28 protein-coding genes and 1 other RNA gene are annotated in these 25,789 nt (G+C 67.7%); 17 read left to right on the forward strand and 12 right to left on the reverse strand.

All coding sequences use genetic code 11. The features are described from left to right. Window positions 1-146: 146 nt before the first annotated feature. The 3 genes from QP512_RS16510 to pepQ all read left to right on the forward strand — a co-directional run bounded on the left by QP512_RS16510 (window position 147) and on the right by pepQ (window position 4,192). The gene (locus tag QP512_RS16510) at window positions 147-2,414 is read left to right on the forward strand and encodes a DUF1631 family protein (protein WP_286069730.1); all 2,268 of its coding nucleotides are present in this window, start codon (window positions 147-149) and stop codon (window positions 2,412-2,414) included. Further along, entirely contained in the window at window positions 2,411-2,785 is a 375-nt protein-coding gene (locus QP512_RS16515; RefSeq protein WP_286069731.1) for a PilZ domain-containing protein, read from the forward strand. Before QP512_RS16510 ends, QP512_RS16515 begins: the two co-directional genes overlap by 4 nt. A gap of 75 nt (window positions 2,786-2,860) precedes the next feature. Beyond that, window positions 2,861-4,192: a Xaa-Pro dipeptidase gene (gene pepQ / locus QP512_RS16520; RefSeq protein WP_286069733.1), complete on the forward strand. Its 1,332-nt coding sequence runs from the start codon at window positions 2,861-2,863 to the stop codon at window positions 4,190-4,192. Between the two features lie 471 nt (window positions 4,193-4,663). Here the strand turns inward: pepQ and QP512_RS16525 are convergent, their stop codons facing one another. Both QP512_RS16525 and QP512_RS16530 read right to left on the reverse strand, forming a co-directional pair. After that, the gene (locus QP512_RS16525) at window positions 4,664-5,986 is read right to left on the reverse strand and encodes an aminopeptidase P N-terminal domain-containing protein (RefSeq protein ID WP_286072058.1); all 1,323 of its coding nucleotides are present in this window, start codon (window positions 5,984-5,986) and stop codon (window positions 4,664-4,666) included. 5 nt (window positions 5,987-5,991) lie between these two features. Further along, complete coding sequence (locus tag QP512_RS16530; RefSeq protein WP_286069734.1) at window positions 5,992-6,540, reverse strand: YecA family protein; 549 nt, start codon at window positions 6,538-6,540, stop codon at window positions 5,992-5,994. A gap of 153 nt (window positions 6,541-6,693) precedes the next feature. Here QP512_RS16530 and QP512_RS16535 point away from each other — a divergent pair, with 153 nt between their 5' ends. The 8 genes from QP512_RS16535 (at window position 6,694) to QP512_RS16570 (ending at window position 10,727) form a co-directional block, all read left to right on the forward strand. Next, the gene (locus QP512_RS16535; RefSeq protein ID WP_005410898.1) at window positions 6,694-6,915 is read left to right on the forward strand and encodes a TIGR02449 family protein; all 222 of its coding nucleotides are present in this window, start codon (window positions 6,694-6,696) and stop codon (window positions 6,913-6,915) included. Next, the gene (locus QP512_RS16540) at window positions 6,912-7,208 is read left to right on the forward strand and encodes a cell division protein ZapA (RefSeq protein WP_006467013.1); all 297 of its coding nucleotides are present in this window, start codon (window positions 6,912-6,914) and stop codon (window positions 7,206-7,208) included. The genes QP512_RS16535 and QP512_RS16540 overlap by 4 nt, the downstream gene beginning before the upstream one ends. 97 nt (window positions 7,209-7,305) lie before the next feature. Beyond that, a non-coding RNA gene (gene ssrS / locus QP512_RS16545) (6S RNA) lies at window positions 7,306-7,491 on the forward strand. An 83-nt stretch (window positions 7,492-7,574) separates the two neighbouring features. After that, on the forward strand, window positions 7,575-8,168 hold the full coding sequence (locus tag QP512_RS16550) for a 5-formyltetrahydrofolate cyclo-ligase (protein ID WP_286069739.1): 594 nt from the start codon (window positions 7,575-7,577) through the stop codon (window positions 8,166-8,168). Further along, window positions 8,165-8,644 (forward strand): EVE domain-containing protein, encoded by a 480-nt coding sequence (locus QP512_RS16555; protein ID WP_099588704.1) that lies wholly within the window; start codon window positions 8,165-8,167, stop codon window positions 8,642-8,644. The genes QP512_RS16550 and QP512_RS16555 overlap by 4 nt, the downstream gene beginning before the upstream one ends. Before the next feature lie 23 nt (window positions 8,645-8,667). Beyond that, window positions 8,668-9,315 carry a ribose-5-phosphate isomerase RpiA gene (gene rpiA / locus QP512_RS16560; RefSeq protein ID WP_286069740.1) on the forward strand — a complete coding sequence of 216 codons (648 nt, stop codon included), beginning with the start codon at window positions 8,668-8,670 and terminating at the stop codon, window positions 9,313-9,315. 21 nt (window positions 9,316-9,336) lie between these two features. Then, complete coding sequence (locus QP512_RS16565; RefSeq protein WP_286069741.1) at window positions 9,337-9,783, forward strand: DUF192 domain-containing protein; 447 nt, start codon at window positions 9,337-9,339, stop codon at window positions 9,781-9,783. A 98-nt stretch (window positions 9,784-9,881) separates the two neighbouring features. Continuing rightward, window positions 9,882-10,727: a SirB1 family protein gene (locus QP512_RS16570; RefSeq protein ID WP_286069743.1), complete on the forward strand. Its 846-nt coding sequence runs from the start codon at window positions 9,882-9,884 to the stop codon at window positions 10,725-10,727. 59 nt (window positions 10,728-10,786) lie between these two features. Here the strand turns inward: QP512_RS16570 and QP512_RS16575 are convergent, their stop codons facing one another. Next, the gene (locus QP512_RS16575; protein WP_080347542.1) at window positions 10,787-11,011 is read right to left on the reverse strand and encodes a rubredoxin; all 225 of its coding nucleotides are present in this window, start codon (window positions 11,009-11,011) and stop codon (window positions 10,787-10,789) included. 34 nt (window positions 11,012-11,045) lie between these two features. On the opposite strand from QP512_RS16575, the gene thiE reads away from it, so the two are divergent. Both thiE and hemL read left to right on the forward strand, forming a co-directional pair. Continuing rightward, entirely contained in the window at window positions 11,046-11,672 is a 627-nt protein-coding gene (thiE, locus tag QP512_RS16580; protein ID WP_286069744.1) for a thiamine phosphate synthase, read from the forward strand. Between the two features lie 18 nt (window positions 11,673-11,690). Next, complete coding sequence (hemL, locus tag QP512_RS16585; RefSeq protein ID WP_286069745.1) at window positions 11,691-12,980, forward strand: glutamate-1-semialdehyde 2,1-aminomutase; 1,290 nt, start codon at window positions 11,691-11,693, stop codon at window positions 12,978-12,980. A gap of 70 nt (window positions 12,981-13,050) precedes the next feature. Here hemL and azu read toward each other — a convergent pair whose 3' ends face one another. Then, a complete protein-coding gene (gene azu / locus QP512_RS16590) occupies window positions 13,051-13,500 on the reverse strand; it encodes an azurin (protein WP_286069747.1) in 450 nt (149 codons plus the stop codon). 123 nt (window positions 13,501-13,623) lie between these two features. On the opposite strand from azu, the gene QP512_RS16595 reads away from it, so the two are divergent. After that, window positions 13,624-14,226, forward strand: a complete 603-nt coding sequence (locus tag QP512_RS16595) for an HAD-IA family hydrolase (RefSeq protein ID WP_286069748.1) — start codon at window positions 13,624-13,626, stop codon at window positions 14,224-14,226. 93 nt (window positions 14,227-14,319) lie between these two features. Here the strand turns inward: QP512_RS16595 and QP512_RS16600 are convergent, their stop codons facing one another. After that, entirely contained in the window at window positions 14,320-15,546 is a 1,227-nt protein-coding gene (locus QP512_RS16600) for an acetylornithine transaminase (protein ID WP_286069749.1), read from the reverse strand. A gap of 63 nt (window positions 15,547-15,609) precedes the next feature. Here QP512_RS16600 and QP512_RS16605 point away from each other — a divergent pair, with 63 nt between their 5' ends. Next, window positions 15,610-16,482 (forward strand): ion transporter, encoded by an 873-nt coding sequence (locus QP512_RS16605; protein ID WP_286069751.1) that lies wholly within the window; start codon window positions 15,610-15,612, stop codon window positions 16,480-16,482. A gap of 62 nt (window positions 16,483-16,544) precedes the next feature. On the opposite strand, the gene QP512_RS16610 is transcribed toward QP512_RS16605, so the two are convergent. From QP512_RS16610 to QP512_RS16620, 3 genes are all read right to left on the reverse strand, one after another. Next, window positions 16,545-17,510, reverse strand: a complete 966-nt coding sequence (locus tag QP512_RS16610) for a YiiG family protein (protein ID WP_286069752.1) — start codon at window positions 17,508-17,510, stop codon at window positions 16,545-16,547. 17 nt (window positions 17,511-17,527) lie between these two features. After that, window positions 17,528-18,520, reverse strand: coding sequence for a YiiG family protein (locus QP512_RS16615; RefSeq protein ID WP_286069753.1), 993 nt, complete (start codon window positions 18,518-18,520; stop codon window positions 17,528-17,530). Between the two features lie 93 nt (window positions 18,521-18,613). Further along, window positions 18,614-19,432, reverse strand: a complete 819-nt coding sequence (locus QP512_RS16620) for an NAD(P)-dependent oxidoreductase (RefSeq protein WP_286069754.1) — start codon at window positions 19,430-19,432, stop codon at window positions 18,614-18,616. A 108-nt stretch (window positions 19,433-19,540) separates the two neighbouring features. Here QP512_RS16620 and QP512_RS16625 point away from each other — a divergent pair, with 108 nt between their 5' ends. Continuing rightward, window positions 19,541-20,224: a hypothetical protein gene (locus QP512_RS16625; RefSeq protein WP_286069755.1), complete on the forward strand. Its 684-nt coding sequence runs from the start codon at window positions 19,541-19,543 to the stop codon at window positions 20,222-20,224. Between the two features lie 51 nt (window positions 20,225-20,275). Here the strand turns inward: QP512_RS16625 and QP512_RS16630 are convergent, their stop codons facing one another. Together QP512_RS16630 and QP512_RS16635 are read right to left on the reverse strand one after the other, a co-directional pair. Further along, on the reverse strand, window positions 20,276-20,782 hold the full coding sequence (locus QP512_RS16630) for a DUF2867 domain-containing protein (RefSeq protein WP_286069756.1): 507 nt from the start codon (window positions 20,780-20,782) through the stop codon (window positions 20,276-20,278). Beyond that, on the reverse strand, window positions 20,779-21,441 hold the full coding sequence (locus QP512_RS16635) for a serine/threonine-protein kinase (RefSeq protein ID WP_286069757.1): 663 nt from the start codon (window positions 21,439-21,441) through the stop codon (window positions 20,779-20,781). Before QP512_RS16635 ends, QP512_RS16630 begins: the two co-directional genes overlap by 4 nt. Window positions 21,442-21,526: 85 nt before the next feature. Between QP512_RS16635 and QP512_RS16640 the strand changes: the two genes are divergently transcribed. Then, the gene (locus QP512_RS16640; RefSeq protein WP_286069758.1) at window positions 21,527-23,521 is read left to right on the forward strand and encodes a bifunctional DedA family/phosphatase PAP2 family protein; all 1,995 of its coding nucleotides are present in this window, start codon (window positions 21,527-21,529) and stop codon (window positions 23,519-23,521) included. Between the two features lie 145 nt (window positions 23,522-23,666). On the opposite strand, the gene QP512_RS16645 is transcribed toward QP512_RS16640, so the two are convergent. After that, the gene (locus tag QP512_RS16645; protein WP_286069759.1) at window positions 23,667-24,245 is read right to left on the reverse strand and encodes an LON peptidase substrate-binding domain-containing protein; all 579 of its coding nucleotides are present in this window, start codon (window positions 24,243-24,245) and stop codon (window positions 23,667-23,669) included. Further along, window positions 24,242-25,606: a UDP-N-acetylmuramate:L-alanyl-gamma-D-glutamyl-meso-diaminopimelate ligase gene (gene mpl / locus QP512_RS16650; RefSeq protein ID WP_286069760.1), complete on the reverse strand. Its 1,365-nt coding sequence runs from the start codon at window positions 25,604-25,606 to the stop codon at window positions 24,242-24,244. Before mpl ends, QP512_RS16645 begins: the two co-directional genes overlap by 4 nt. Between the last annotated feature and the right edge of the window lie 183 nt (window positions 25,607-25,789).

Raw genomic sequence — 25,789 nt, forward strand, 5'->3', positions numbered from 1 at the left:
TGCATCCGCCGGGCATGTTCTCCCGTCCGGTAGCGCCGGGCCATGCCCGGCGGATGCGGTTCACGTTCAGCCTAAAGTAGCGCCGACATCGGCCGACACGGTAGATTCACCAGATCGATCCGCGGGAATCCGGGTACCGCTCGCCGATGTCAGCTGTTTTTTCCCCCACCGCTGCCGACAAGGCCCGCCTGGCCACAACCGACCTGCCGCCACGGGTGCGCGAGCTGCTGGGCGCGTTGATCGGTCTGTGCCGGCAGACGCTGGCCGCTCCCCTGATCCTCACCGTCGAAGCGCTGGAGCAGGCGTTGCTGCACGACGCTGATCGTGCGCGCAATCCCACGCAGCAGGCGGACCTGATGGCGCAGCGTGGCCAGCTGCAAGCCTTCGCCGGTCATTTTCCCGACCGCATGCTCGATGCCATCGCCGAGGCCCTGACGCGCCTGCGCGACCCTGCGGCGGCCCCCCCGACGATTTCCACACCGCCACCGCTGCCCGGCATGCTGGGTCTGTCGCTGGTCGCCGAACACGACGTCGACCGCGACCTGCTGCTGACCGAGATGGTGCGACGCGAAACCCTGCGTTCGACCAACACGCTGAACCTGCTGGGGCAGCGGCTGGGGGTGCTGGCGGCCGCACCCGCATTCGACACCGACACGCTGCCCCTGGCTCCGCAGGCCCTGTGCGCGATGGTGCGCAGGCTGGCCGAGCAGGACACCCTCGGCATCGACGTCCAGCTGGCGCTTTACCGCAGCTTCGAACGCCACGTACTGGAGCGCCTGGGCGATGTACTCGACCGCGCCAATGCCCTGCTGGCCCAGCATGGCGTAATGCCGGGCCTGGTCTATACGCCGTACCTGGCGCGTTCGTCGAGCACGCGACGCATCATCACCCAGACCGTCGGCGGTGGCCGCGCCACGCAGCCGGCCAAGCGCGCCGCGGCGCCGTTGACGGGTTGGACAGGACCCGCCCCCACCGGCTCATGGTCGAACCTGCTGCAGGAGGCGGTGAGTGATACCGGCCCCGCCGTTCCGGGGCTGACCACGTCCGCTGGCAGTGCGCTGCACACGCTGCTGCAGCAGGCCCGGCATGCCACCGCGTCGGCGGCGCCCAGTGCTGCCGTGCCCAGCGCCGCAGTGGATGCCGTGCTCGCGCGCCTGCAGGCGCAGTCCAGCGCCGCTACCGGGGTTGCCGACCTGCAGACAGCCGTGGTCGCCCAGCTTCGCAGCGAACATGGCGACCAGGCGCAGCTGGCAAACCACGACCGCGACAACCTCGACCTGCTGCGCCTGCTGATGCAGCAGGTGCAGCAGCAGCAACGCCCCGACCCGGTACCCGCCGCCCTGCTGGCGCGGCTGCAGGTCCCCCTGGCGCGCGCAGCGATGGCGGACCCGGGCTTCTTCGTGCGCGATGAACATCCCGCCCGCGAGCTGCTCAACCAGATCGCCGAAACCGGCGCCAGCTGGCTGGACGATGATGACGTTGACCCGCAGCTGCTGCAGCGCATGGCGCAGAGCGTGCAGGATCTGCTCGCCCAGGATGTACGCACGCCGGACGTCTTTGCCACCGCCAACGAGGACGTGCAGCAGCACCAGCGTGCGGCGGTTCATCGCGCGGAGCTGGCCGAGCGCCGCCACGTTGAAGCCGCGCGCGGCAAGGAGCGCCTGGAACTCGCCCGGCGCCAGGCCAATGCGCAGATCGACCAGTGCTGCGATACGCGGGCGCCGCCGCGCTTCGTGCAGACGCTGCTGCGCCAGGCCTGGGCCGATGCTCTCACCCTCACCCGCCTGCGCCACGGCGATGATTCACCGCAATGGCAGGAACGCCTGCAGCAGACCCAGCGCATTGCAGCGGTGACCGCGCAGGCCGTGGACACCCCCGGTGGCACCGATGCCGCGCTGGCCGCCGATGTGGAAGCTGCACTGGTGCAGGTGGGCTACCACGCCGAGGAAGCCGCTGCGGTCGCACGCAGGCTGGCCACGCCCGGCGGCGAGGATGAGAGCACCTCGCGCACCGAACTCAGTGCACGCCTGAAGGCGCGCGCACGGCTGGGAGAGCACGCGGGCCTCACCAACACGGCCCCCTCCAGCCCGCGCAACGCTGCCGAGGAAGCCGCTTACCAGCAACTGTCCGCCCTGCCGTTCGGCAGCTGGTTCGACATCGACAATGGCGATGGCACGCTGCGCCGCCAGCGCCTGTCCTGGTACAGCCTGCTGACCGGCCATGCCCTGTTCGTCAATCCGCGCGGGCAGAAGATCGCCGATACGGACCTGGATACGCTGGCCCGGCAGATCAGCGCGGGCCGCGCGCAACTGGTCACCGAAGACAAGGGCCGGCTGGTCGATCGCGCCTGGCAGGCCAGCCTCGATGCACTGCGTGCACTGGCCGACGGCCACGCCGGGGAGGCGTCCGCATGAACACCCAACCGCCACAGGACACCCGTCGCGCGCCCCGCCGCCAGGTTTCGGACCTGGTGCCGGTCACAGACCAGATGCGCGAATGCGTGGTGGGTCGCCTTGGCAACGTGTCCGAAACCGGCATGCTGATGCTGGCCAGTGCGCCATTGCGCGAGGACGCGTTGTATCAGCTGCGTTTCCCGCTGCCGATGGTCGACGGCCGCCAGGAAGTCATCGACGTGGGCGTGCACCTGCTGTGGAGCGAGCCTGCGCACGCCCCCGGGCAGAGCTGGACCGGCTTCCGCTTCCTGACCCTGTCGCGCGAACATCGGCAGCTGCTACGGCAGTGGGTGGGTGAGGACTGCGACGAGGGACCGGTTTCGACGGCCTGAGTGCCGGTTCCGGCACAGCGGTTTTCTGCGGTATGCGGCAGAATCTAGGACCGTTTCCCGTGTCGAGCCACCGCAATGATCCAGCAAGACCCCGGCGCCCTGTATTCCGACCACCTGGCCGTGCTGTGCCGACGCGCCGAACAGGCGCTGGCCCGCGGAGGCTTCGACCACCTGGTGGTGCCCAGCGGCACCCTGCACTACCAGGTGTTCGACGATCGCGACTACCCATATGCGGTGAATCCGCAGTTCAAGGCCTGGTTGCCGCTGACCCGCGTGCCCAACAGCTGGATCGTGTTCACCCCCGGCAAGCGCCCGGCGGTGATCTTCCACCAGCCCTTCGACTACTGGCACGTGGTGCCGGATGCGCCCAGCGGCTGGTGGGTGGAGCACTTCGACATCCACATCATCCGCACGCCCGAAGAGGCGCTGGCCCTGCTGCCGGCCGATCCAGCACGCTGCGCGATCCTGGGCGAGCCGCAGAGCGCGCTGGGCGCCTTCGTGCCGAACAACCCGGCGCCGGTGGTGAACTATCTCGACTGGCATCGCGGCAGCAAGACCCCATATGAAATCGCGCTGATGCGCCAGGCGCAGGTGCTGGGCGTGCGCGGCCACCGCGCCGCCGAGGTCGCGTTCCGCAACGGTGCCGATGAATTCAACATCCACATGGCGTATTGCCAGGCCGTGGGCCAGGATGCCAACGAACTGCCCTACGGCAACATCGTGGCACTGAACGAGCACGCCGCGGTGCTGCATTACACCGAACTGGGCCGCACTGCACCGCAGCCGCTGCGCAGCTTCCTGATCGATGCTGGCGCCAGCGCGCACGGCTATGCCAGCGACATCACCCGCACCTACGCCGCCAAGGGGCATGACGAATTCGCCGCGATGATCGAGGCCGTGGATGCCGCCCAGCAGCAGATGTGCGCGGCGGTACGTGCGGGCTTCGACTACAAGCAGCTGCACGTGGACGCGCATCTTTCGCTGATGGGCGTGCTGAAGGACTTCGGCGTGATCAAGGTCTCGCCGCAGACTGCGCTGGAAACCGGCGTCAGCGCCGCGTTCTTCCCGCACGGCATCGGCCATCTGATCGGCCTGCAGGTGCACGACGTCGCCGGCTTCGCGGCCAGCGACGAAGGCGGCCGCATCGAACGCCCGGCCGGCCACCCCTATCTGCGCCTGACCCGCCTGCTGGAGCCGGGCATGGTGGTGACCATCGAGCCGGGCCTGTACTTCATCGACATGCTGTTGAACGAAGTGAAGGCCGCCGGCCACGGCGATGCGATCAACTGGGAGCGCGTGGACTTCTTCCGTCCGTATGGCGGCATCCGCATCGAAGACGAAGTGCTGTGCACCGAGGGCGAGGCGGACAACCTGACGCGGCCGGTGTTTGCGGCGGCGAACGGCTGAGCCCCTCGTGGTTGGGCGCTTGGAGCAAAAGCCGCGCTTGGCGGGGCGGGGTGGGTTCGCAGGGGACGCCGTGAATCCATCCCTGGAGGCTTGGCCGCGGCATCCATGCCGCGGACACCCCCGCGAACCCACCCCGCCCCACCTCTGACAGTTTCGGTGTGCGTCCAACCACGGAAGAAAGAAAGAAAAGCAAAAGCGGGTCGCCCGCTGCGCTCGCTCCGTGTCGACCCAGGTCGACACCTACCAACAGCCGCACGTCCCAACTACCGCCGTTACCCACCGCCGCGTGAACCTGTCGAAGGCGGGGTACTGTGGGTGTGCGGGGTGTGAGCGGCATGGATGCCGCGACGAAGCCCCCATGGATGGGTTTACGGCGCCCCCGCACACCCACAGTGCCCCGCCATCCCACGGACAGCCTGCTGTTGCTCTGGCTTGTAGCGGGTGCAGGGCTGCAAGCCCTGCCGAACCCCCTTACCCCGCCATCACCGCTTCGATCTCGTCGGCGCTGCGCGCCAGGCCTTCGGTCAGCACCCGATGGCCGTCGTCGGTGATCAGCACATCATCCTCGGTGCGGATGCCGATGCCACGCCAGCGCGGTTCCACCGTCGTGTCATCCACGCCCACATACAGCCCCGGCTCGATGGTGAAGGCCATGCCCGGCTCCAGCAGGCGCGAGTCGCCCGCCAGGCGGTAATCGCCCACGTCGTGCACGTCCATGCCGATCCAGTGCCCGGTCTTGTGCCGGTAGAAGCGCTGGTACAGGCCTTCGGACAGGTTCTTTTCCAGCGTGCCCTTCAGCAGGCCCAGCCGCAGCAGGCCCTCGGTCAGGGTCTGCACCGCGGCGAGGTGGCCGGCCTCGTACGGCACGCCCGGCCTGGCCTGGGCCAGTGCAGCAGCCTGCGCGTCGCCGACCAGATCGTGCAGCGCACGCTGCTCGGCACTGAAGCGGCCATTCACCGGGAAGGTGCGGGTGATGTCGCTGGCATAGCCGCGGTACTCGGCACCGGCATCGATCAGCACCAGCTCGCCATCGCGCGAACGCGCATTGTTGTCGCGGTAGTGCAGGATGCACCCGTTGCGGCCGGCGCCGACGATGCTGCAGTACGCCGGCACGGCATCGTTGGCGCGGAACACGCGCTCCAGCTCGGCCTGCAGTTCGTATTCATGGATACCCGCCCTGGCCGCCCGCATCGCCGCCAGGTGCGCACGCACGCTGATCTGCGCGGCGTGGTGCATCAGCGCCACCTCCGCGCCCGACTTGAACAAGCGCTGCTCATGCAGCAGATGGCCCAGTTCGAGGAACTCATGCGGCGGCTGCGCGCCGTGGCGCACCTGCGAACGCACGCGGTTGACCCAGCCGATCAGTTTCAGGTCGAAGTCGGCATCGCGGCCGAAGTGGTAGTAGACGCGCGAGCGTCCCTCCAGCAGGCCCGGCAGGATGTCGTCCAGATCGTCGATCGGGTAGGCATCGTCCATGCCGTACTGCGCCACCGCTCCTTCCTGCCCGGCACGGCTGCCATCCCATGCCTCGCGCTCGGCATCGCGCTCGCGGCAGAACAGGATGGCCTCGCCGTGGCGACGGCCCGGGATCAGCACCAGCACCGCTTCCGGCTCCGGGAAGCCACTGAGGTACTGGAAGTCCGAATCCTGGCGGAACGGGTAATGGGTATCCAGGCTGCGCACCTTTTCGGCCGCGGCCGGCAGCACCAGGATCGCGTCTTCGCCGGCCATGTCCATCAGCTGGCGACGGCGACGCTTGTACTCGCCGGCCGCGATGCCGGTGCGCTGCTTGATGTCCATCAGTTCAGGCGCTGCCGATGGCGCGAGGCCAGCACCACGTCGCCATGCAGCAGCAGCACCGCCACCCGGATGAATTCCTCGATCTCCGACAGGGCTTCATCATCATCATCGCCACCGGCCTCGAAATCCTCACTGGAGGCACGGGCCAGGCTGGCCATGTCGGTCAGCGCTTCTTCGCCCTCCTCGGACAGGGTCGGGCGGCGGCCGCCGCTGCCCAGGCCGAAGCCGCCCAGGAACGAGCGGGTCCAGCTGAACATGGCATCGGCCTGCGCGGACACGTCGTCGCTGTCGGTCAGCAGCAGCTCGAAGGCGAAATCGCGGTCTTCCAGCTGCTTGATGGTGGCCTGCAGCAGCTGCTCCAGCACGCTGCCGGCGGCCACCGGCGGCAGGTTGTCGTCGGCCAGTACGCGCGCCGGCCAGTCGTTGCCGGGAGCGCCGCCGGCGGCCAACCAGCCGCACAGCGCACCGTGCAGCTCGGCAGCGGTGGCGCCCAGGCCCAGCGCCTGGCTGGCGTGGGAAACGTCGTCGACGGAGGGAAGTTCGGTCATCGTGCGGCTCGTTCGGAAAGGAAACCCGGAGCGCGCACGCGCGCGCCCGTGAGACCCCGTAGTGTAGCAACCCCACGGCATCCTCTCCGTGGCCGTCCAGCCTTGCTGCGACAACGCTTGACCGCCCTTACCCGGCTTGCCTATCGTGCCTGCATGGAACCCGCCGATCCCCTTGCCCAGCTGCAGGACTTCGCCGCCCGCGTGGAGGCGTTGCTTGAACGCAACCAGCGCCTGGCCGAGGAGAACCGCAGCCTGCGCCACCAGCAGGAACAGCTGGTGGCCGAGCGTTCGACGCTGCTGGCCAAGAACGAGCAGGCACGCTCGCGGGTGGAAGCGATGATCAGCCGGCTCAAATCCCTGGAGCAGCACACATGAGCGCCGAACCGGTCAGTGTCCGCATCCTCGATCGTGAATACACGGTGGGCGTCGGTGGCGACGAACGCGACAGCCTGATGGCCGCCGCGCGCCTGCTCGATGCGCGCATGCGCGAGATCCGCGGCAGCAACCGCATGGCCGCCGTCGACCGCGTCGCCGTGCTGGCCGCGCTGAACCTGGCCCACGAGCTGCAGCTGCTGCGCGACGAAAACGCCCGCCAGGCCGTGGCCCTGCAGCAGACGCTGGCCGACCTGAACCGGCGCCTGGACCGCGCCATCGACGGCGGCGCCTGAAAATCGCGCAGAACGCGTCTTCTCATATCTGAATTGGCACGGACTGTTGCCGACGAACGGCCTATCCAGATTCTGCACGCTGGCTATAATGGCCACGCGTTCTCTGCGGTACTCGACGGCATGTGCAAACATTCGCCTTGTCCCTTAAGAACGACACCGGGAGCGCGACAGCGCCGGGAGTGCAGGTCCGCCTTGTAGCGGGAAGCCCGATGGTTCTCCAGCGTTCCCACTTGAGCCCCCGGGTTCAAGGTCGTTTCGCATGCATCGACATTGCGGAGAATGCAATATTCCAGCAAGGGCGGCGTCTTCGGGCGTCGCCCTTGTTCTTTCCGGCACAATGACGGCTGATCCTTGCCGCACGCTGCCATGACCGACCCGCGCCAGGCCCTGCGCCACGACCTGCGGCAACGCCGCCGCGACCTTTCCGCCGTTGCGCGCATCGCCGCCGCCGAATCGCTTGCCGACGCCCTGCTCGCCCTGCCGTTCGCCCCGCGCGAAGGCGCCGTGGCCGGCTACTGGGCGCTGGATGGCGAGATCGCCCTGCACCGCTGGCAGCTGCAGCTGCCCGAGCAACTCACCTACTGCCTGCCGGTGCTGGCCGGCGAGGTGCTGCGCTTCGCACCGTGGCGGCCGGGGCAGCCGCTGACCAGCAACCGCTACGGCATTCCCGAACCGGACGTGGCGCTGGAAGACACCCTGGAACCGGCGCAGATGGCGCTGGTGGTGACCCCGCTGGTCGGCTTCGACAGCCAGTGCCGGCGGCTGGGCATGGGGGGCGGCTGGTATGATCGCAGCTTCGCCTTCCGCCACGATCGGCCGGCGCCGCCCTGGCTGGTCGGTGCTGCGTTCGCGGTGCAGCAGGTCGAGGCCTTGCCGGTGGCGTCGTGGGACGTGCCGGTGGACGCGATCTGCACCGAAGACGGCCCCCTGTTCCCCTCCGCTGCCCCCGTGAACGCATGACCGCCCGCAAGCGCTACTGGCTGATGAAGTCCGAACCGGACGCCTTCTCCATCGATGATCTGGCCAAGGTCAAGGTCGAGCCCTGGAACGGGGTGCGCAACTACCAGGCGCGCAATTTCATGCGCGATGGCATGCAGGTGGGCGACGGCATCCTGTTCTACCACTCCAATACCAAGGTGCCCGGCATCGTTGGCCTGGCCACCGTGGCCAGCCCGGCCTATCCGGACGACACCCAGTTCGACCCGACATCCGACTACCACGACCCCAAGAGCACGCGCGAAAACCCGCGCTGGATGCTGGTGGACGTGGCCTTCGACCGCAAGCTCAAGCAGGTGATCGCGCTGGACGAGATCAAGCTGCACGCCGATGAGCTCGGCGAAGGCTTCCCGCTGGTTGCCAAGGGCAACCGCCTGTCGGTGTTCCCGGTGACCGCTGCGCAGTGGAAGCTGCTGCTGTCGCTGGAAAAGAAATCCTGATTCCCTGCCTGAGAGTTCTTCCCATGTCCGAAGCCAAGCGCCTGGCCGCCGAGAAAGCCATCGAGTACGTCGAAGACGGTATGATCGTCGGTGTCGGCACCGGTTCCACCGTGGCCTATTTCATCGATGCCCTGGCCCGCATCCAGCACCGCATCAAGGGTGCCGTGTCCAGCTCCGAGCAGAGCACCGCGCGCCTGAAGCAGCACGGCATCGAGGTGATCGAGCTGAACCACAGCGGCAACCTGTCGCTGTATGTGGACGGCGCCGATGAGTGCGACGCCAACAAGTGCCTGATCAAGGGTGGCGGCGCCGCGCTGACCCGCGAGAAGATCATCGCCGAGGCCAGCGAGCGCTTCATCTGCATCATCGACCCGAGCAAGCAGGTGCCGGTGCTGGGCAAGTTCCCGCTGCCGGTGGAAGTGATCCCGATGGCGCGCAGCCTGGTCGCCCGCCAGATCCGCGACATGACCGGCGGCCAGCCGACCTGGCGCGAAGGCGTGGTCACCGACAACGGCAACCAGATCCTGGACATCCACAATCTGGAAATCACCGACCCGGAAAAGCTGGAGCGCGAGCTCAACCAGCTGCCGGGCGTGGTCTGCGTCGGCCTGTTCGCGCGCCGCCGCGCCGATGTGGTGATCGTCGGCGGCGAGCCGCCGGTCGTGCTCTGACCCTTTCGAAGGATCCTGACGATGTCGCTGTTGCGTTCGCTGCTGATGCTTCCGCTGCTGGCCCTGGCCGGCTGCGCCACCGACGCGGCCCGCCATTGGGTCGAGTTGGATGGTGCCCGCTACCAGGTGGAGCTGGCCACCAACGATGAAACCCGCGCACGCGGGCTGATGTTCCGCGACCAGATGGCGGCCGACCACGGCATGCTGTTCATCCACGACCGCGAGGAAATGCAGGCGTACTGGATGAAGAACACCAAGATCGCGCTGGACATCCTGTACTTCGACAGCGAGCGCAGGCTGGTCAGCCAGCAGCGCAACGTACCGCCGTGCTCGGCCGGCGACATGTGCCCGCCCTATCCCAGCGGTGGCCCGGCCCGGTACGTGCTGGAGCTCAACGCCGGCCAGGCCGAGAAGCTCAAGCTGAAGGACGGCACCGCGCTGACCTTCGGCCCGGGCATCGAAAAGTAAAAGTAACGGTAGTGCCGGCCGCTGGCCGGCAATCCGACCCCGAAATTTTTCACGCGACACTGCTTGAAACCGTCTGCAATTGCCGCCAGTCTGTGGCCATGCAGGACCGGATCACACTCCCCGATTGGGATGCACTGGCCGACCTCGAAGACGAGGCGCTGCCCTTGTTGCCGACTGCGCTGCTGATCGCGCGCGATGAATACCCCGATCTGCAGCCGTCCACCTACGACGCGCTGATCCAGAGCCATGTCGACCACCTCCGTTCGGAAGTGGAAAGCATCGACAACAGCCCGTTGAAGATGGCGGCGATCAATCGCCACCTGTTCGACGAGCTGGGCTACAGCGGCGACCACGACGAGTACTACGACCCGCGCAACAGCTACCTCAACCAGGTCTTCGAGCGGCGCCTGGGCAACCCGATCTCGCTGGCGCTGGTGCAGATGGAAGTCGCGCGCCGGCTGGGCATCCCACTGGATGGCGTGTCCTTCCCCGGCCACTTCCTGGTACGCCTGCCGGTGGACGATGGCGTGCTGGTGATGGACCCGTTCAATGGTGGCCGCCCGTTGGACGTGGACGAGCTGCGTGAACGCGCCAAGTCACACCTGGGCGGGCAGATGCCCGATGACCAGGTGCTGGCGCAGATCCTCGACCCGGCCCCGACACGCGCGATCCTCATGCGCATGCTGCGCAACCTGCACGGTGTCTATGCCGAAGCCGGCGAGTGGGACCGCGCCGCGCGCAGCGCCGACCGCCTGTTGAAGCTGGCCCCGGAGCAGGACGACGCCCTTCGCGACCGCGGCCTGGCCTACCTGCAGCTGGAGTACCTGGCCGGTGCCCGCCACGACCTGGGGCAGTATCTGAAGCGCCATCCCGAGGCCAGCGACGCGCAGTGGCTGCGCGAAAAACTGATCGATCTGGGTGGACCGGTGCCGCGGTTGCATTGAGGTTATCGGTGTGCGGGCAAACGGTCCGCACCCACGGAAAGGCCTGCAGGCCCCACCGCTCAATCGACTTCGACCATCTCGAAATCGGCCTTGGTCACCCCGCAATCGGGGCAGGTCCAGGTCTCGGGAATATCCTCCCAGCGCGTGCCCGGCGCGATGCCCTCTTCCGGCAGACCTTCCGCTTCGCTGTACAGGAAGCCGCAGACCACGCACATCCAGGTCCGCAGGGTGGTGGGGGTGGCGTCGCTCATCGGATAATCAGGTCTGGATTCACGGGCCGCCATTGTCCCATCGCGGCCCACGCACCGGTAGCCATCGATGACTTCTGCTTCCCCGGCGCCCCGCGGCGTCTACCTGATCACCCCGGACGAGCCCGATACCGCGCGCCTGCTGGCCCGCACCGCGCCGCTGCTGGCTGCCGGCGCCACCTGGCTGCAGTACCGCAACAAGACCGCCAGCGATGCGCTGCGACAGGAGCAGGCGATCGCGCTGCAGGCGCTGTGCGCGGAATACGGCGTGCCGCTGATCGTCAACGACGACCCGGCGCTCGCCAAGGCCGTTGGCGCGGCTGGGGTGCATCTGGGCGGCACCGACGGCGACATCCCCAGCGCGCGCGCCCTGCTCGGCCCCGAGGCCATCATCGGCGCCTCCTGCTATGACCAGCTGGCCAATGCCGTGAGGGCCGTGGCCGCCGGCGCCAGCTACGTGGCCTTCGGCGCCTTTTTCCCGACCACCACCAAGATCACCACCAGCCGCGCGCATACCGACCTGCTGCGGCAAAGCGCCGCACTGGGCGTGCCGCGGGTGGCCATCGGCGGCCTGACGCCGGACAATATCAGTCCCATCATCGACGCCGGTGCCGATCTGGTCGCCGTGGTCAGCAGCGTGTTCGCCGCCGAAGACCCGGTCGCGACCCAGCGCGCCTTCCTCGCCCAGTTCGCGTAACGCCCAGGATATTTCCCCATGAACCACGACCAGTCCCACGCCCTGTTCTCCCGCGCCCAGCAGCTGCTGCCGGGCGGCGTCAATTCGCCGGTACGTGCGTTCAAGTCGGTCGGCGGCGAGCCGTTCTTCGTCGAGCGCGCCGACGGCGCCTACCTGTATGACGTCGATGGCAACCGCTACATCGACTACGTCGGTTCCTGGGGCCCGATGATCGTCGGCCACAACCATCCGGCGGTGCGCCAGGCGGTGAAGAAGGCCATCGACAACGGCCTGTCGTTCGGTGCGCCGTGCGCGGCCGAAGTGACCATGGCCGAAACCATCACCCGGCTGGTGCCGTCGTGCGAGATGGTGCGCATGGTCAACTCCGGCACCGAAGCCACGCTGTCGGCGATCCGCCTGGCCCGTGGCGCCACCGGCCGCAACCGCATCGTCAAGTTCGAAGGCTGCTACCACGGCCACGGTGACTCGTTCCTGGTCAAGGCCGGCAGCGGCATGCTGACCCTGGGCGTACCGACCTCGCCGGGCGTGCCGACCGGCCTGAGCGAACTGACCCTGACCCTGCCCTACAACGACTTCGACGCCGCCACTGCGCTGTTCGAGCAGCAGGGTGACGACATCGCCGGCCTGATCATCGAACCGGTGGTCGGCAATGCCAACTGCATCCCGCCGCGCGAGGGTTACCTGCAGCACCTGCGTGCGCTGTGCACGAAGCATGGCGCGCTGCTGATCTTCGACGAAGTGATGACCGGATTCCGCGTCGCCCTCGGCGGTGCGCAGGCGCACTACGGCATCACTCCTGACCTGACCACGTTCGGCAAGATCATCGGCGGCGGCATGCCGGTGGGGGCTTACGGTGGCCGTCGCGAGCTGATGCAGCAGATCGCCCCGGCCGGCCCGATCTACCAGGCCGGCACGCTGAGCGGCAATCCGGTGGCAATGGCCGCCGGCCTGGCGATGCTGGAGCTGATCCAGCAGCCGGGTTTCCACGCCGACCTGGCCGAGCGCACCGCACGCCTGTGCGCCGGTCTGGAAGCGGCAGCCGCCGACGCCGGCGTGGCCGTGACCACCACCCGCGTGGGTGCGATGTTCGGCCTGTTCTTCACCAGTGAAAAGGTGGAAACCTATGCGCAGGCCACCGCCTGTGACATCCCGGCGTTCAATCGCTTCTTCCATGCGATGCTGGACCAGGGCGTGTTCCTGGCACCGTCGGCGTACGAGGCCGGCTTCCTGTCGAGCGCGCACGACGATGCGGTGATCGAAGCGACGCTGGCCGCTGCACGCGTGGCGTTCAAGGCTGCCAAGGGCTGAGCCCGCGCCCGGCAGTGCCAACCTTGGTTGGCACAGAGCGGCCGAGCATGGCTCGACGCTACAAACGGCATCAACCGAAGACGAACTTGCCCTTCATCATCGCGAAGTGGCCGGGGAACGAGCAGAAGAAGGTGTAGTCACCCCCCTTCTGCAGGCCCTGCGTGGAGAAGCGCACGCGCGTGGTCTCGCCGCCACCAATCACCTTGGTGTGGGCCAGCACGCGCTTGTCTGCCTTCGGCAGGTAGCTGTCGGCCAGGGTCATGCGCATGCCGGCCATCGCCACCGGCGGGTAATCGGCAGTGCGGGTCAGCACCCAGTTGTGGCCCATCGCAGTGACGGCCAGCTTGCCGGTGTGACGCAGGGTCAGGTCTACGGCGGTGCAATCGGCGGCGACCTTGATCTCGCGGCTGCTGAAGCTCATCTGGTCGGTGCTGTCGATGCTCACCGCACACACCCGCGCCATCGCCGACGGCGCCAGCATCAGCGCACCCAGTCCTACTGCCACCATCCAACCCTTCATCGTTGCGTCTCCTGCGGATTCAAGCGCCATTCTAGGCAGCCCCCTGTGGCCACGTCTGCGACCGTCTGTCGCATGGCTGCTCCAGGGTTTCCCGAGTGTTCACTGCAATGGCATGCTCGGCCGATGCGGATCGATCTGTTGCTGCTGGATGTGGACGGCGTGCTGGTGCAGTACCAGCGCGCGGAGCGTGTGCTGCGTCTTGCGCAAGCGCTGGGGGTTGCCCCTGCCGCAGTGCAGGCCGCGCTGTTCGACAGCGGACTGGAAGCGGCGCATGACAGCGGCGCGCTGGATGGCCCGGCCTATCTGTTGCGAGTGGGAGAGCTTCTGCACAGGACCGTCGACGTGGACACCTGGACGGCAGCGCGGCAAGCCGCCAGCCATCCGCAGCCCGCAGTACTGCAACGCCTGCAGGCCCTGCAGCTGCCGATGGCGGTGCTGACCAACAATGGCGCGATGATGAAGCAGGCCTTGCCGTCCCTGCTGCCGGAGCTGTTCCCTGCCCTGCTGGGTCGCGTGTTCTGCAGCGCCGATTTCGGCCTGCGCAAACCGGCGCCGGAAGTGTTCCTGCGCACGCTGGAAACACTGGGCGTGGCGCCTGCGCACACGCTGTTCGTCGATGACCTGTTCGCCAACGTGCGCGGTGCACGCGCCGCCGGCCTGCATGCGGAAACCGTGCGCGATGGCCGTGGGCTGGGCAAGGTGTTGAAGCGCTATCGGATTGCGTGAACCACTGTAGAGCCGAGCCCATGCTCGGCTCACCGCCGTATCAGGCAACAGGAGCCGAGCATGGGCTCGGCTCTACAGATGCCTCTGCTGGCGTCAGCGCGCGGCAATGAACGCGGCAATCGCCGCACGCAGGCGCTTGAGGCCTTCGGCCACTTCTTCCTCGGTGATGTTCAACGACGGCACGAAGCGCAGCACGTCCGGGCCGGCCTGCAGGGTCAGCAGGCCCTGCTCGGCGGCGTGGTCGAGGATCGCACCGGCCTGGCCGGCGAAGCCCTCGCTCAGCACCGCGCCCAGCATCAGGCCACGACCACGCACGTCGCTGAACACGCCGAATTCTTCATTGATGCGCGCGAAGCCATCGCGCAGCGCCTTCGACTGGCGGCTGACATTGGCGGCGATTTCCGCCGAAGCCAGCTTGCGCAGTGCAACGCGCGCGACCGCAGCGGCCAGGGGGTTGCCACCGAAGGTGGTGCCGTGCGCGCCGAACTGCATGGTCTCGGCCACCTTCGGGCCGGCCAGCATCGCGCCGATCGGGAAGCCGCCGCCGAGTGCCTTGGCCAGGGTGACCATGTCCGGCACCACGTCATCCTGCCAGTGCGCGAACAGGGTGCCGGTGCGGCCCATGCCGGCCTGGATCTCGTCCAGCACCAGCAGCGCGTTGTGCTGGTCGCACAGCTCGCGCACGCGCTTGAGGAAGCCGGTCTTGGCTGGCATCACGCCGCCCTCGCCCTGGATCGGCTCCAGCATCACCGCGGCCACGTCACCGGCGGCCATCGCGGTTTCCAGCTGCACCTCATCGTTGAAATCGATGTAGCGGAAGCCACCGGGCAGCGGCTCGTAGCCCTCCTGGTACTTCGGCTGGGCGGTAGCGGTCACCGCACCCATGGTGCGGCCATGGAAGCTGCCGCGGAAGGTGATGATCACCCGCTTGTCGGCCGGGCGACCCTGGCTGGAGGCCCACTTGCGGACCATCTTGATCGCCACTTCGTTGGCTTCGGCGCCGGAATTGCACAGGAACACGCGCTCGGCGAAGCGGCTGGCCTTCACCAGCTCCTCGGCCAGGTGCAGCGGCGGCGCGCTGTAGAACACGTTGCTGGTGTGCCAGAGCTTGCCGGCCTGCTCGACCAGCGCGGCCACCAGGTCCGGATCGTTGTGGCCCAGGCCGCACACGGCGATGCCGGCGGCCAGATCGATGAACTCACGCCCCTGGCTGTCCCACACGCGGGCGCCCTGCCCTCGCTCCAGCACCACCTGGCGGGGCTTGTAGACCGGCAGGTAGTAGTGCGAAAGGGAGATCAGCGGATCGGTCGCGGCAGTCATGGCAGTCGGCAGGGTTCAGGAATGCCCATTCTCGCGCCGGAACCCCTGCGGCACAATGCGCCCATGCGACCGTTTTCCGCCCCCCAGCTGAACCCCGCCACCGAAACCGGCTGGCGCCGTCGGTGGTTCGACATCATCTACCGCCACGACAGCCGGCCCTCGCGCAATTTCGACCTGATCCTGGTGGTGGCCATCATCGCCAGCATCCTGGTGGTGATGATCGACAGCGTGCAGCACCTGCATGCCGAATGGTCCACCGGCCTGTACATCCTGGAATGGGCCTTCACCCTCATCTTCACCGCCGAATACGTGCTGCGGCTGGCGGTGGTCAAACGCCCGCTGCGGTATGCGGTGAGCATCTGGGGCATCATCGACCTGCTGTCGATCCTGCCCGCCTACCTGTCGATGTTCATCCCCGGCGCGCAGAGCCTGCTGGTGGTGCGTGCCCTGCGCATCCTGCGCGTCTTCCGCATCCTCAAGCTGACCCGATACATCGAGGAAAGCGGCGTGTTGATGACGTCGCTGTGGCGCAGCCGGCGCAAGGTGCTGGTGTTCCTGTTCACGGTGATCACCATCACCATCATCGCCGGCGCGCTGATGTACGTGATCGAAGGACCGGAACATGGCTTCACCAACATTCCGGCCAGCATGTACTGGGCGGTGGTGACCATGGCCACGGTCGGCTTCGGCGACATCGTGCCGCAGACCGTGCTTGGCCGCTTCGTCACCTCGGTGCTGATCCTGATCGGCTACAGCATCATCGCCGTGCCCACCGGCATCTACACCGCCGAACTGGCCAGCACGATGCGCGAGGCCGAGCTGGCCGCGCGCCGTGACGCACGTGGCTGCCCGCATTGCGGATTGGAAGGCCACGAGCCCGATGCACGGCACTGCCGCAAGTGCGGCGGTGAGCTGCCGGATGCGTTCAGCCATTGAGGCACATGCCGGCCAGCGGCCGGCACGACCTCTTGGCGCTTACGCATGGATGCGCGCGCGGCTCATCGCATGCGGTTGCTGGTCGTTACCAGATCGTTGTATGCGGCAAGGATCGTTGACTGCGCCCCTTCCGGGTCGGTGGTGAGCCAACTGCCTGACGCCTTCCGCTCTGCCGCCAGCGCTTCGGCGGTGATCGGCTTGTGCTGTTCCAGGCGCTCGACCCCACGTCCCGCGGTACGCACCAGCTTGTCCGCCGAACGCTGCACGTGGCCCCACATCGGGTCATCCTTGCCGACACCACCGTTCTGGATCTCCGTCACCAGTGCCTGGAAGTCAGCCAGCTGCGCGCGCAACGCTGCAACATCCGGTGCGTCGCTCTGGAACGCCATGGCGAGCTGCTTGCCATCGCCCAGCAGGCGGAGATGGTAGTAGGCCAGCGAACGCCCTTCGCTTTCCTCGATCTGCTTCAGCTGCGCCACCCGGCGTTCGTTTTCGTTCTTTTCCAGCGCTACATCCATCGCTTCGCTGGCCTTGAAGAAATCAGCATAGGCCTGCATCAACGGGGCATGCTGGCTGCGCATCCCCTCACCGCCATCACGGCGATAGTCCTCACGGGTGAAGTAGCCATCGGCGCGCTCGACCAGGGTGTTCAATGCCTGGAATGCCTGCTGGTAGTCTCGCGCGGCGCCATCCATCGGCAGTGCCGGGGTCTTCGCCAATGCATCGGTCACTGGCTGGCCGCAGGACTCGACGCGGTGCGACAGCACCTTGCCGGGCGAACGAGGTTGCGCTTCCTTGCCGGTCGGGCCGGCGTCGGGGTCCTTCATCCAGCGGGTGTAGGCCTGGAAGCCCTCGTGGACGGGCTGTTCAACGCCGTTGTAGCACTCGATGTAGGCGTTCACCTTTCCCAGGCTGGGGTCGGCCACAGCCAGCCCTGCCGATTTGTTGCAGCCGCTCAGGCCCGCCACAGCGCCGATCAGCAGCAGCGGCGCGATTCGCAGGCAGGACGTCGTCATGGTCCCTCGCATGGGTGCTGGCGCGCCGGTCACTGGCGGTTGCTCTGGAAAACGAGCGTGTTGTATTCCTGCATGAGCTTGCTAGCCGAACCGCGCGGCGCCATCGAGGGCGAATCCAGCATGCGTCGCTCGAAATCGCTGTAGGGCGTCTTGCTGCTGACCCGCTGCAGCCGCTCCTTGCCTTCGCGCCGGAAATTCTCGGCCTCACGTTCGAAGCCTTCCCAGTCCGACTTGCCCGGCTCCTGGTCGGCAACCTTGGCATGCGCTTCATCGGAAATGCGATTGAAGGCATCCAGGCGCTCGCGGGCCTTGGCCTGATCGAAATCATCGTCGCTCATCAGATCCATGATGGCCTTGGCCTCCAGCATCATCGCCAGACGGTAGTACGCGCGCGTGCGGCCTTCGGCCTGCTCCAGCGCCTTGAGCTGCTCGCGCTGGGCGGCGTCGTTCTGACGCTCCAGCTCGGCATTGAACGTTTCGCTTGCAGCCACGAAATCCTTGAAGGCGGCCATCAGCGGCGCGTGCAGCTGCTTGCCCTTGGCAAACTGGTCGTCTTCGTAGTCCTGGCGATCGTAGTAATCGTGCGCGTCCTTGCTGAGCGGCACCAGCGCCTTCAGCGCCTGCTGGTAATGGGCCGCAGCAGCATCGAGATCGGCCAGCGCCGGCTTGGCAGCGATCGCCTCGGTCACCGGGGCGTCGCACTGCTTCATGTCGTAGTCGCTGATCTCGAACGGGCCGTACACGTGCGTCTCGCGCCCGGTCGGGCCAGCGTCGACATCCTTGATCCAGCGCGTGTAGGACTGGATGCTGCCGTGGGTTTTCGAATCCAGCGCGTTGAAGCAACCGATGTAGGCGTTGAGCTTGGCGGTCAACTGCTGCTGTGCATCGGACGGGGCCGCGCTGGCGTCCGGCGTGCCGGAGGAATCGGTGCCGCCCGCAGCTGTGGGAGCCTTGCCACCGCAGGCGGTCAGGATCAACGACAGCGAAGCGGCCAGCGCTGCGACGGAAAGAGTGCGTGACATGTGCTCACATCCCTGTTGGAAACGATTACAGCCGCGCATTCTAGCGCAGCAGGCCGAGTGTCGCAGCCCTCGGCCTCTTCCGGCAGTGGGATATCAATCCAGGAACAGATCCGGCAACAACGGCCGCGACGGATCCACCGCGTAGCCCGAAAGGTCGGTGACACCGGCCTGCGCCAGCACCTCATCATCGATCAGGAACTGGCCGTGGAAACCGGCCGCTTCGCGCACCAGCACCGCGTGCGCGGCGTCGGCCATGATCTGCGGCGTGCGGCAACCGGCCGCATCCACGCCCGGAATCATGTTGATCGCATCGGTAGCGATCACCGTGCGCGGCCACAACGCGTTCACCGCCACGCCCTGCGGGCCGAACTCCGCCGCCAGGCCTAGGGTGACGAAGCTCATGCCCATCTTCGCCAGCGTGTAGCCGGTGTGTGGTGCCCACCACCTGGGTTCCAGGCTCGGCGGTGGTGCCAGGGTGAGGATATGCGGATTCGGCGCCTGCAGCAGGTACGGCAGGCAGGCCTGCGCGCACAGGAAGCTGCCGCGCGCATTGACCTGCTGCATCAGGTCGAAGCGCTTCATCGGCGTATCCAGCGTGCCGCGCAGCCAGATCGCGCTGGCGTTGTTGATCAGGATGTCGATGCCACCGAAGGTATCGACCGTGGCCGCGACGGCCGCCTGCACCTGCTCTTCCTCGCGGATGTCGCACTTCAGCGCCAGGCCCTGCCCGCCAGCAGCCGTTACCGCTTCGGCGGCGGTGTGGATGGTGCCGGGCAGCTTCGGATTCGGCACCGACGACTTGGCCGCGATGGCCACATTGGCGCCGTCGCGCGCAGCGCGCAGTGCGATGGCCAGGCCGATGCCACGCGAGGCACCGGTGATGAAAAGCGTTTTGCCCTGCAGACTGCCCACGATCCACACTCCAGCGTATGCAATGAGCCGCTAGTATGCCGCGCCGACGCGGAGTTCACCCGGCCTTGACGATACTCTGGCCTCCAGCCAACGCACGAGGTCCACGCCATGCGCCGTTCCCGCCTGTTGCTGCCTGCCCTGGGGCTTGCGCTGCTGACTGCCTGCCAGGGCCGTTCGCCGGAACCCGGAAAGGCGCCGCCCGCCGGTGACGCGCCCAGCGCGGAGAAGGCTGCCGCCGACGGCAGGATGCGCTGGAGCGAGGCCGTGGTCTGGGATGGCGATCTGAACGCGTGCCGCCAGGGTGAGAATGCGGCCACCCGTGACTGCCTGCGCGATGCGATGCGTGCCGGCGGTGCAAGCGCCGATGCGATCACCGCCGCCGAGCAACTGTCCAGCGCCGGGGAACTGGCGTATGTCACCGCGTGGCATGAGAACGAGGGGCTGGGCATTGCCACGGTCGAGTATCCCTTCCGCGCCAACACCAACGAAGGCACCCGCCTGGTCGACGCCAGCGGCAAGCGCATCGATGTGGACGCCGTGCAGCTGGACGACACGCTGCGTGCCGACCCGACCGTGCAGGAGCTGCTGAAGGCCAACCCGCAGGCGACGCCGTTTGCCCCTGCGCAGTCGGCCGGAGCGACACCGCTGGAGGGCGGCGGCATCCGCCTGCTGTACCGCACGCCGCTGCGAGACTGCCACGCCTGCCCGGACGTGGGCCAGCTGCAGATCGCCTATGACTTCGATGCCAAGCGCAACTTCATCGGCCAGCAGGTGGTGCCGGCGACGCCGTAACCCGGAAACACCGCGTATCGCCGGGCATGGCCCGGCGGACGCAGTGTCGCGTCATCGATAGGCCTGCACCTGCTTCTGCAGCAGATGCGGCACGATCAACCGGTGCACGGGCGCGACCGGTAGCATGTAAAGGCGGCCGAACGCGTTGTGCGTATGCACCACCGTCGCCACTTCCAGCACGTCGCCCTGCCATTGCAGGGCCAGCTGTACGCGAAGGTGGCGATCATCGTCTTCCAGCACGATGGCATCGTCATCCAGCGACTGCAGGGTGAAGATGCCCAGCCGCTGGCCGGGGGCCGGATCGACGCTGTCCTGCACCGCCCGCAGCGAGCCCAGATGTTTCATGCCGAGCAGGCGCATGCCCTGGTTGCGCAGCGCCATCAGGCCGTCGAACCAGCCGGGAATGATTGCCGCCATGTCGCGGTAGGCCTGCAGTGCGGTACGCCCGTCGCGCCGGGTGGTGGCCTGGCAGGCGTGCACGAAGTCGGCGCCGGGCAGCTGTGTACGCAGCACGCTGCCCGCGCTCGGCGGGGCGCTCATCACCTGCGATGCACTCACGGCTTCGGTCCCTGCCCTTCGTTGTCTTCCCAGTGCAGGATGCGGCGGGTGACGAAGCGATAGACCGGTTTGCCGGTGGCGAACCAGAGCTCACGCACCCACGAGGTGCGCTTGAGCACGCGCTTCTCCACCGGGGTGAGCGATTCACGGCAATACATGCGCTTGTGCTTGAGCAGGTGGCGCAGGTCCTCGCGCGCCAGCAGGCGCATCCAGCGCGAGCGCGGGTTGCCGATCACTGCCAGCTGGAAGTCGATCAGCGCCGGGCGGCCGTCCTCGGTGACCAGCCAGTTGGCCTCCTTGGCCAGATCGTTGTGGGCCACGCCGTTCCGATGCAGCTGCTGCAGCAGCCGGCGCGCGGAACGGAACCAGGCCACATCGCCGCGTGGCGGGCGCTGGTACATGGCATCGCCGGCCATGAAGCTGCGGTCGAGGTGGCGGCCATCCCATGCAAGCAACTGCGGCACGTCGGCCATGCCGTGGATATGGCGCAACGCGCGTGCTTCACGCCGCGCCAGCCACCACGCGGGCAGCCGCAGCCACAGCGGCGTAGCGCCCAGATCGCGGCGCACGAACCGGCCGCTGGGCCCTTCAACCAGAAGGATCCGGCCGAAACTGTCTGCCTTCAAAGCACGGTGGGGGGCGTCTGGTGTATGCAGCATGGCTCCATTCTAGGCGATGGCGCCGGTTGCAAACGGTCACCAAGCGGCTGGGAACCAGTCACCTTCACGCCCCTATAATCGGGCAATGGACTCTTCATGGATCGACGCCACGCTCGCGTGGATTGCCGCCCACCCCGTGCTGGCGGGCGCCGTTATCTTCCTCATCGCCTTCTGCGATGCGGTGATCATTCTCGGTGCCATCGTGCCGGCCCTGCCGCTGCTGTTCGCTGTGGGTGTGTTCATCGGCCTGGGCCAGATCTCCGGGCCGTACGCGGTGGCGGCGGCGGCACTGGGTGCGTTCGCCGGTGATGGCATCAGCTACTGGATCGGCCGCCGCTGGGGCGATCGTCTGCGCGGCATCTGGCCGTTCAGCCGCTACCCGCAGCTGCTCGACCGCGGCGAGAACCTGTTCCGCCGCAATGCGTTCAAGAGCATCCTGGTGGCGCGCTACGTCGGCGCGATCCGGCCGTTCGTACCGGCCATCGCCGGCATGATGAAGATGCCCGCCAGCCGCTACGTGCAGGCCAGCGGCATCGCCAGCATTTCCTGGGCGGTACTGTTCCTGGCCCCGGGCTGGATCCTCGGCGAAGCGTATGACGCGGTGGCTGCCGTGGCCGGGCGGCTGGTGGTGGTGGTCGGCCTGCTGGCGGTGATCCTTGGCCTGGTCTGGGCCATCGTGCTGTACGGCTACCGCTGGTCGGCCGCGCGCATGGACAACTGGCTGGCACGCCTGCTGGACTGGTCCAACCGCCACCCGACGCTGGGCCGCTACACCGTCGGCGTGCTGGACCCGAAGCGCCGCGAATCGGTGCCGCTGGCGATGCTGGCGCTGATGCTGCTGTTGCTGGGCTGGGGCTGGTTCGCGCTGCTGACCGTGGTGGTCGCACACGGCGAGCCACTGGCCATCGACCTGCTGGTGCACCAGGCCATGCTGGCGCTGCGCAATCCGCTGGCCGACTACCCGATGGCCGCGCTGGCGTCGCTGGGGGCGTGGCAGGTACTGCTGCCGGCCACCGCCGCAGCGATGGGCTACCTGATCTGGCGCCGGCGCTGGATGGCGGCCGCACACTGGCTGGCCGCCCTCGCCTTCGGCCTGGCGTTGACCATGCTGCTCGGCGCCACCGTGGACGTGGTGCGCCCGGTCGATGCCAGCAGTGGCTTCGGCTTCCCGTCGGTGTCGGTGACCATGGCCACCATCACCTTCGGCTTCTTCGCGGTGCTGATCGCGCGCGAGATGCCCGGCCGCACCCGCGTCTGGCCGTACCTGGTGTCGGGCATCGTGGTCAGCCTGATCGGCTTCTCGCGCCTGTACCTGGGCGCGCACTGGCTGAGCGATGTGATCGGCGGCATGCTGTTCGGCACGTTCTGGCTGCTGGTGCTGGGCATCGCCTATCGCCGCCGCTTCAACCGCTCGTTCTGGGTGAAGCCGGTGGCGTGGCTGTTCTACGGCGTCTTCGCCGTGGCAGCGATGTGGTACGCGCCGCGCAACATCCCGGTGAAGCTGGAACGCTTCGAGCCGACCCTGCCGGCACCGCAGGCAATGGACATGCAGGCCTGGTGGCAGCACGACTGGGCGCAGCTGCCAGCACGCCGCAACGAATTCGACGACGATCAACGCTGGCCGCTGGACGTGCAGGTGGCCGGCCCGCTGGCACCTCTGCAGGCGCAGCTGGAGGCGCGCGGCTGGAAGCGGCAGGAACAGGCCGGCTGGCAGCAGGCGCTGCTGATGCTGGACAAGAACACCGGCGCCGATGAACTGCCGGTGCTGCCGGCCACCCTGGATACGCGCGTGGAAGCGCTGCTGATGGTGCGCCAGGGTGCGCAGCCGGATGAGCGTTACGTGCTGCGGCTGTGGCCGGCGCCTGCACAACTGCAGCCGGGCAACACGCCGCTGTGGCTTGGCAGTGCGCAGACCCTGCGCTACGAGCGCCACTTCGAGTGGATCGGCATGTGGCACCCGCTACGTGGCGTCGACCCGGCATTGAATGCCGTGAAGGACGCCGTGCAGAACCTGCCGCAGCGCGAGGACGTGCACAGCGAAACCGGGTTGCCGGTTCTGCGGTTGAAGACGCAGCGGTGATGGTTTCGCCGGGCAGGGCCCGGCGCTACCGGAACGCGTTCCGGAGCGTGTAGAGCCGAGCCTGTGCTCGGCTGATTTTCGCGCGGTCCAGCAAGGCGAGCATGGGCTCGGCTCTACAGTAGATCCACGCAGCGCGTGGATGGCCCTACGGCATCCAGCCCAGCAACTGCTGCAACCGCTGGTGCGGGTCGTCCATCTGCAGCAGCTGCAGCCGCTGCTGCTCGCTCAGCGGCAGCAGCTCGGCCAGCCGCCAGCCGACCCAGCTGGCCTGGTCCAGCAACGCCGGATTGGCCGGCGCATAGGCCTCACCGGCCTGCTCGATGATGTGCCCCAGCACCGTGGCCAGCAGGCCATGCTGCGGCCGCAGTTCGTCATCGGGGTCTTCCTCGCACCAGCGCACATCCGCCACCACCAGGCCGTTGTCGCGCACGCGGGTACGCTCGACATGGAAGCGGCGGGTGCCGCGCAGGCGCAGCTGCAGCACACCATCGGCGCCGACATCGAAGTCTTCGATGCGCACCTGTACGCCAAAAGCCGCCGGCGTTGCCGGGGCGCCCACTTCCTCGCCGTCGAGGATCAGGCAGACACCAAAGCCTGAGCCGCTGCGGCCGCAGTCGCGCACCAGATCCAGGTAGCGCCGCTCGAACACGCGCAGGCCCACCGCTGCACCCGGCACCAGCGTGGTGTGCAGCGGAAACAGCGGCAGCGCGCCATCGACGCTCATCGGGCCTGCAGCGCAGCGAGGAAGCGGCGCGGCGCGCCGTCGAAGCCACCGTTGGACATGAACACCACGTGGTCGCCGCTGCGCACACTGGACTGCAGCTGCGCCAGCAGTGCATCGGTGTCCGGCACCGCGTGCGCTTCACCACGCACCGCGGCGATCACAGCGGCGGCATCCCAGGCCAGTTCCGGACGGTGCAGGAACACCACCTCGTCGGCCAGCGCCAGCGACGGGGCCAGTGCCTGCGCGTGCGCACCCAGACGCATCGAGTTGCTGCGGGGCTCCATCGCGACCACGATGCGCGCATCGCCGACCTTGGCACGCAGGCCTTCCAGCGTGGTGGCGATCGCGGTCGGGTGATGGGCGAAATCGTCGTACACGGTGATGCCCTCGTGGCTGCCGATCACTTCCATGCGGCGCTTGACGCTGCGGAAGCGCGCCAGCGCCGGAATCACCTCGGCCGGCGCCACGCCCACGGCATGCGCCGCGGCCAGCGCAGCCAGACCGTTGAGCACGTTGTGCCGGCCCAGCAGCGACCACTGCACGTCACCCAGCGCCTGCCCGCGATGGTGCACGCGGAACGCGCTGCCATCGGCGGCCAGCAGCTCCGCATGCCATTCGAGCGAGGGATCGAATCCGAAACGCTCGACCGGGGTCCAGCAGCCCATCGCCAGCACGTCGGCCAGGTGCTGATCCTCGCCGTTGACGATCAGGCGGCCACGCGCCGGCACCGTGCGCACCAGATGATGGAACTGGCGCTGGATCGCCGCCACATCGGGAAAGATGTCGGCGTGGTCGTATTCAAGGTTGTTGAGGATGGCCACCAGCGGCCGGTAGTGCACGAACTTGCTGCGCTTGTCGAAGAACGCGGTGTCGTACTCATCGGCCTCGACCACGAACTCGCGGCCCTGGCCCAGGCGCGCGGAAACGCCGAAATCCTCGGCCACGCCGCCGATCAGGAAGCCCGGCGAACGCCCGGCGCTTTCCAGCAGCCAGGTGAGGATGGTGGTGGTGGTGGTCTTGCCGTGGGTACCGGCCACGGCCAGGGTATCGCGCCCCGGCAGCACCTGCTCGGACAGCCATTGCGCACCCGAAATGTAGCGCTGGCCGGCATCGAGCACGGCCTCCACGGCCGCGTTGCCGCGCGAAAGCGCGTTGCCGATCACCACCTCATCGGTCCCGGCCGGCACGCTGTCGGCGCGATAGCCCTGGTCCAGAGTGATGCCCAGCTGCTCGAGCTGGGTCGACATCGGCGGATAGATGGCCTGGTCGCTGCCGCTGACCGAATGGCCGAGTTCCCGCGCCAGGGCGGCCACGCCGCCCATGAAGGTGCCGGCGATTGCAAGGATATGTACGCTGCTCATGACCGAGGATTGTGACCGATGACGGCTGTATAGGGCCAATGTCCGCTCCCGGGTAAGACAAGTCCTACACGGGATGTGAGAAAACTCCAATCTTCTGTCAGGGAATTCCCGATAGCGATGTTCTGTGAACCCGGACACAATTCGAACTGCCAGCCGCAGTACCCGAACCGGTCCTACTCCCCA

Origin of the sequence: Stenotrophomonas sp. 57 (assembly GCF_030291075.1) — a bacterium.
Lineage (GTDB): Bacteria > Pseudomonadota > Gammaproteobacteria > Xanthomonadales > Xanthomonadaceae > Stenotrophomonas.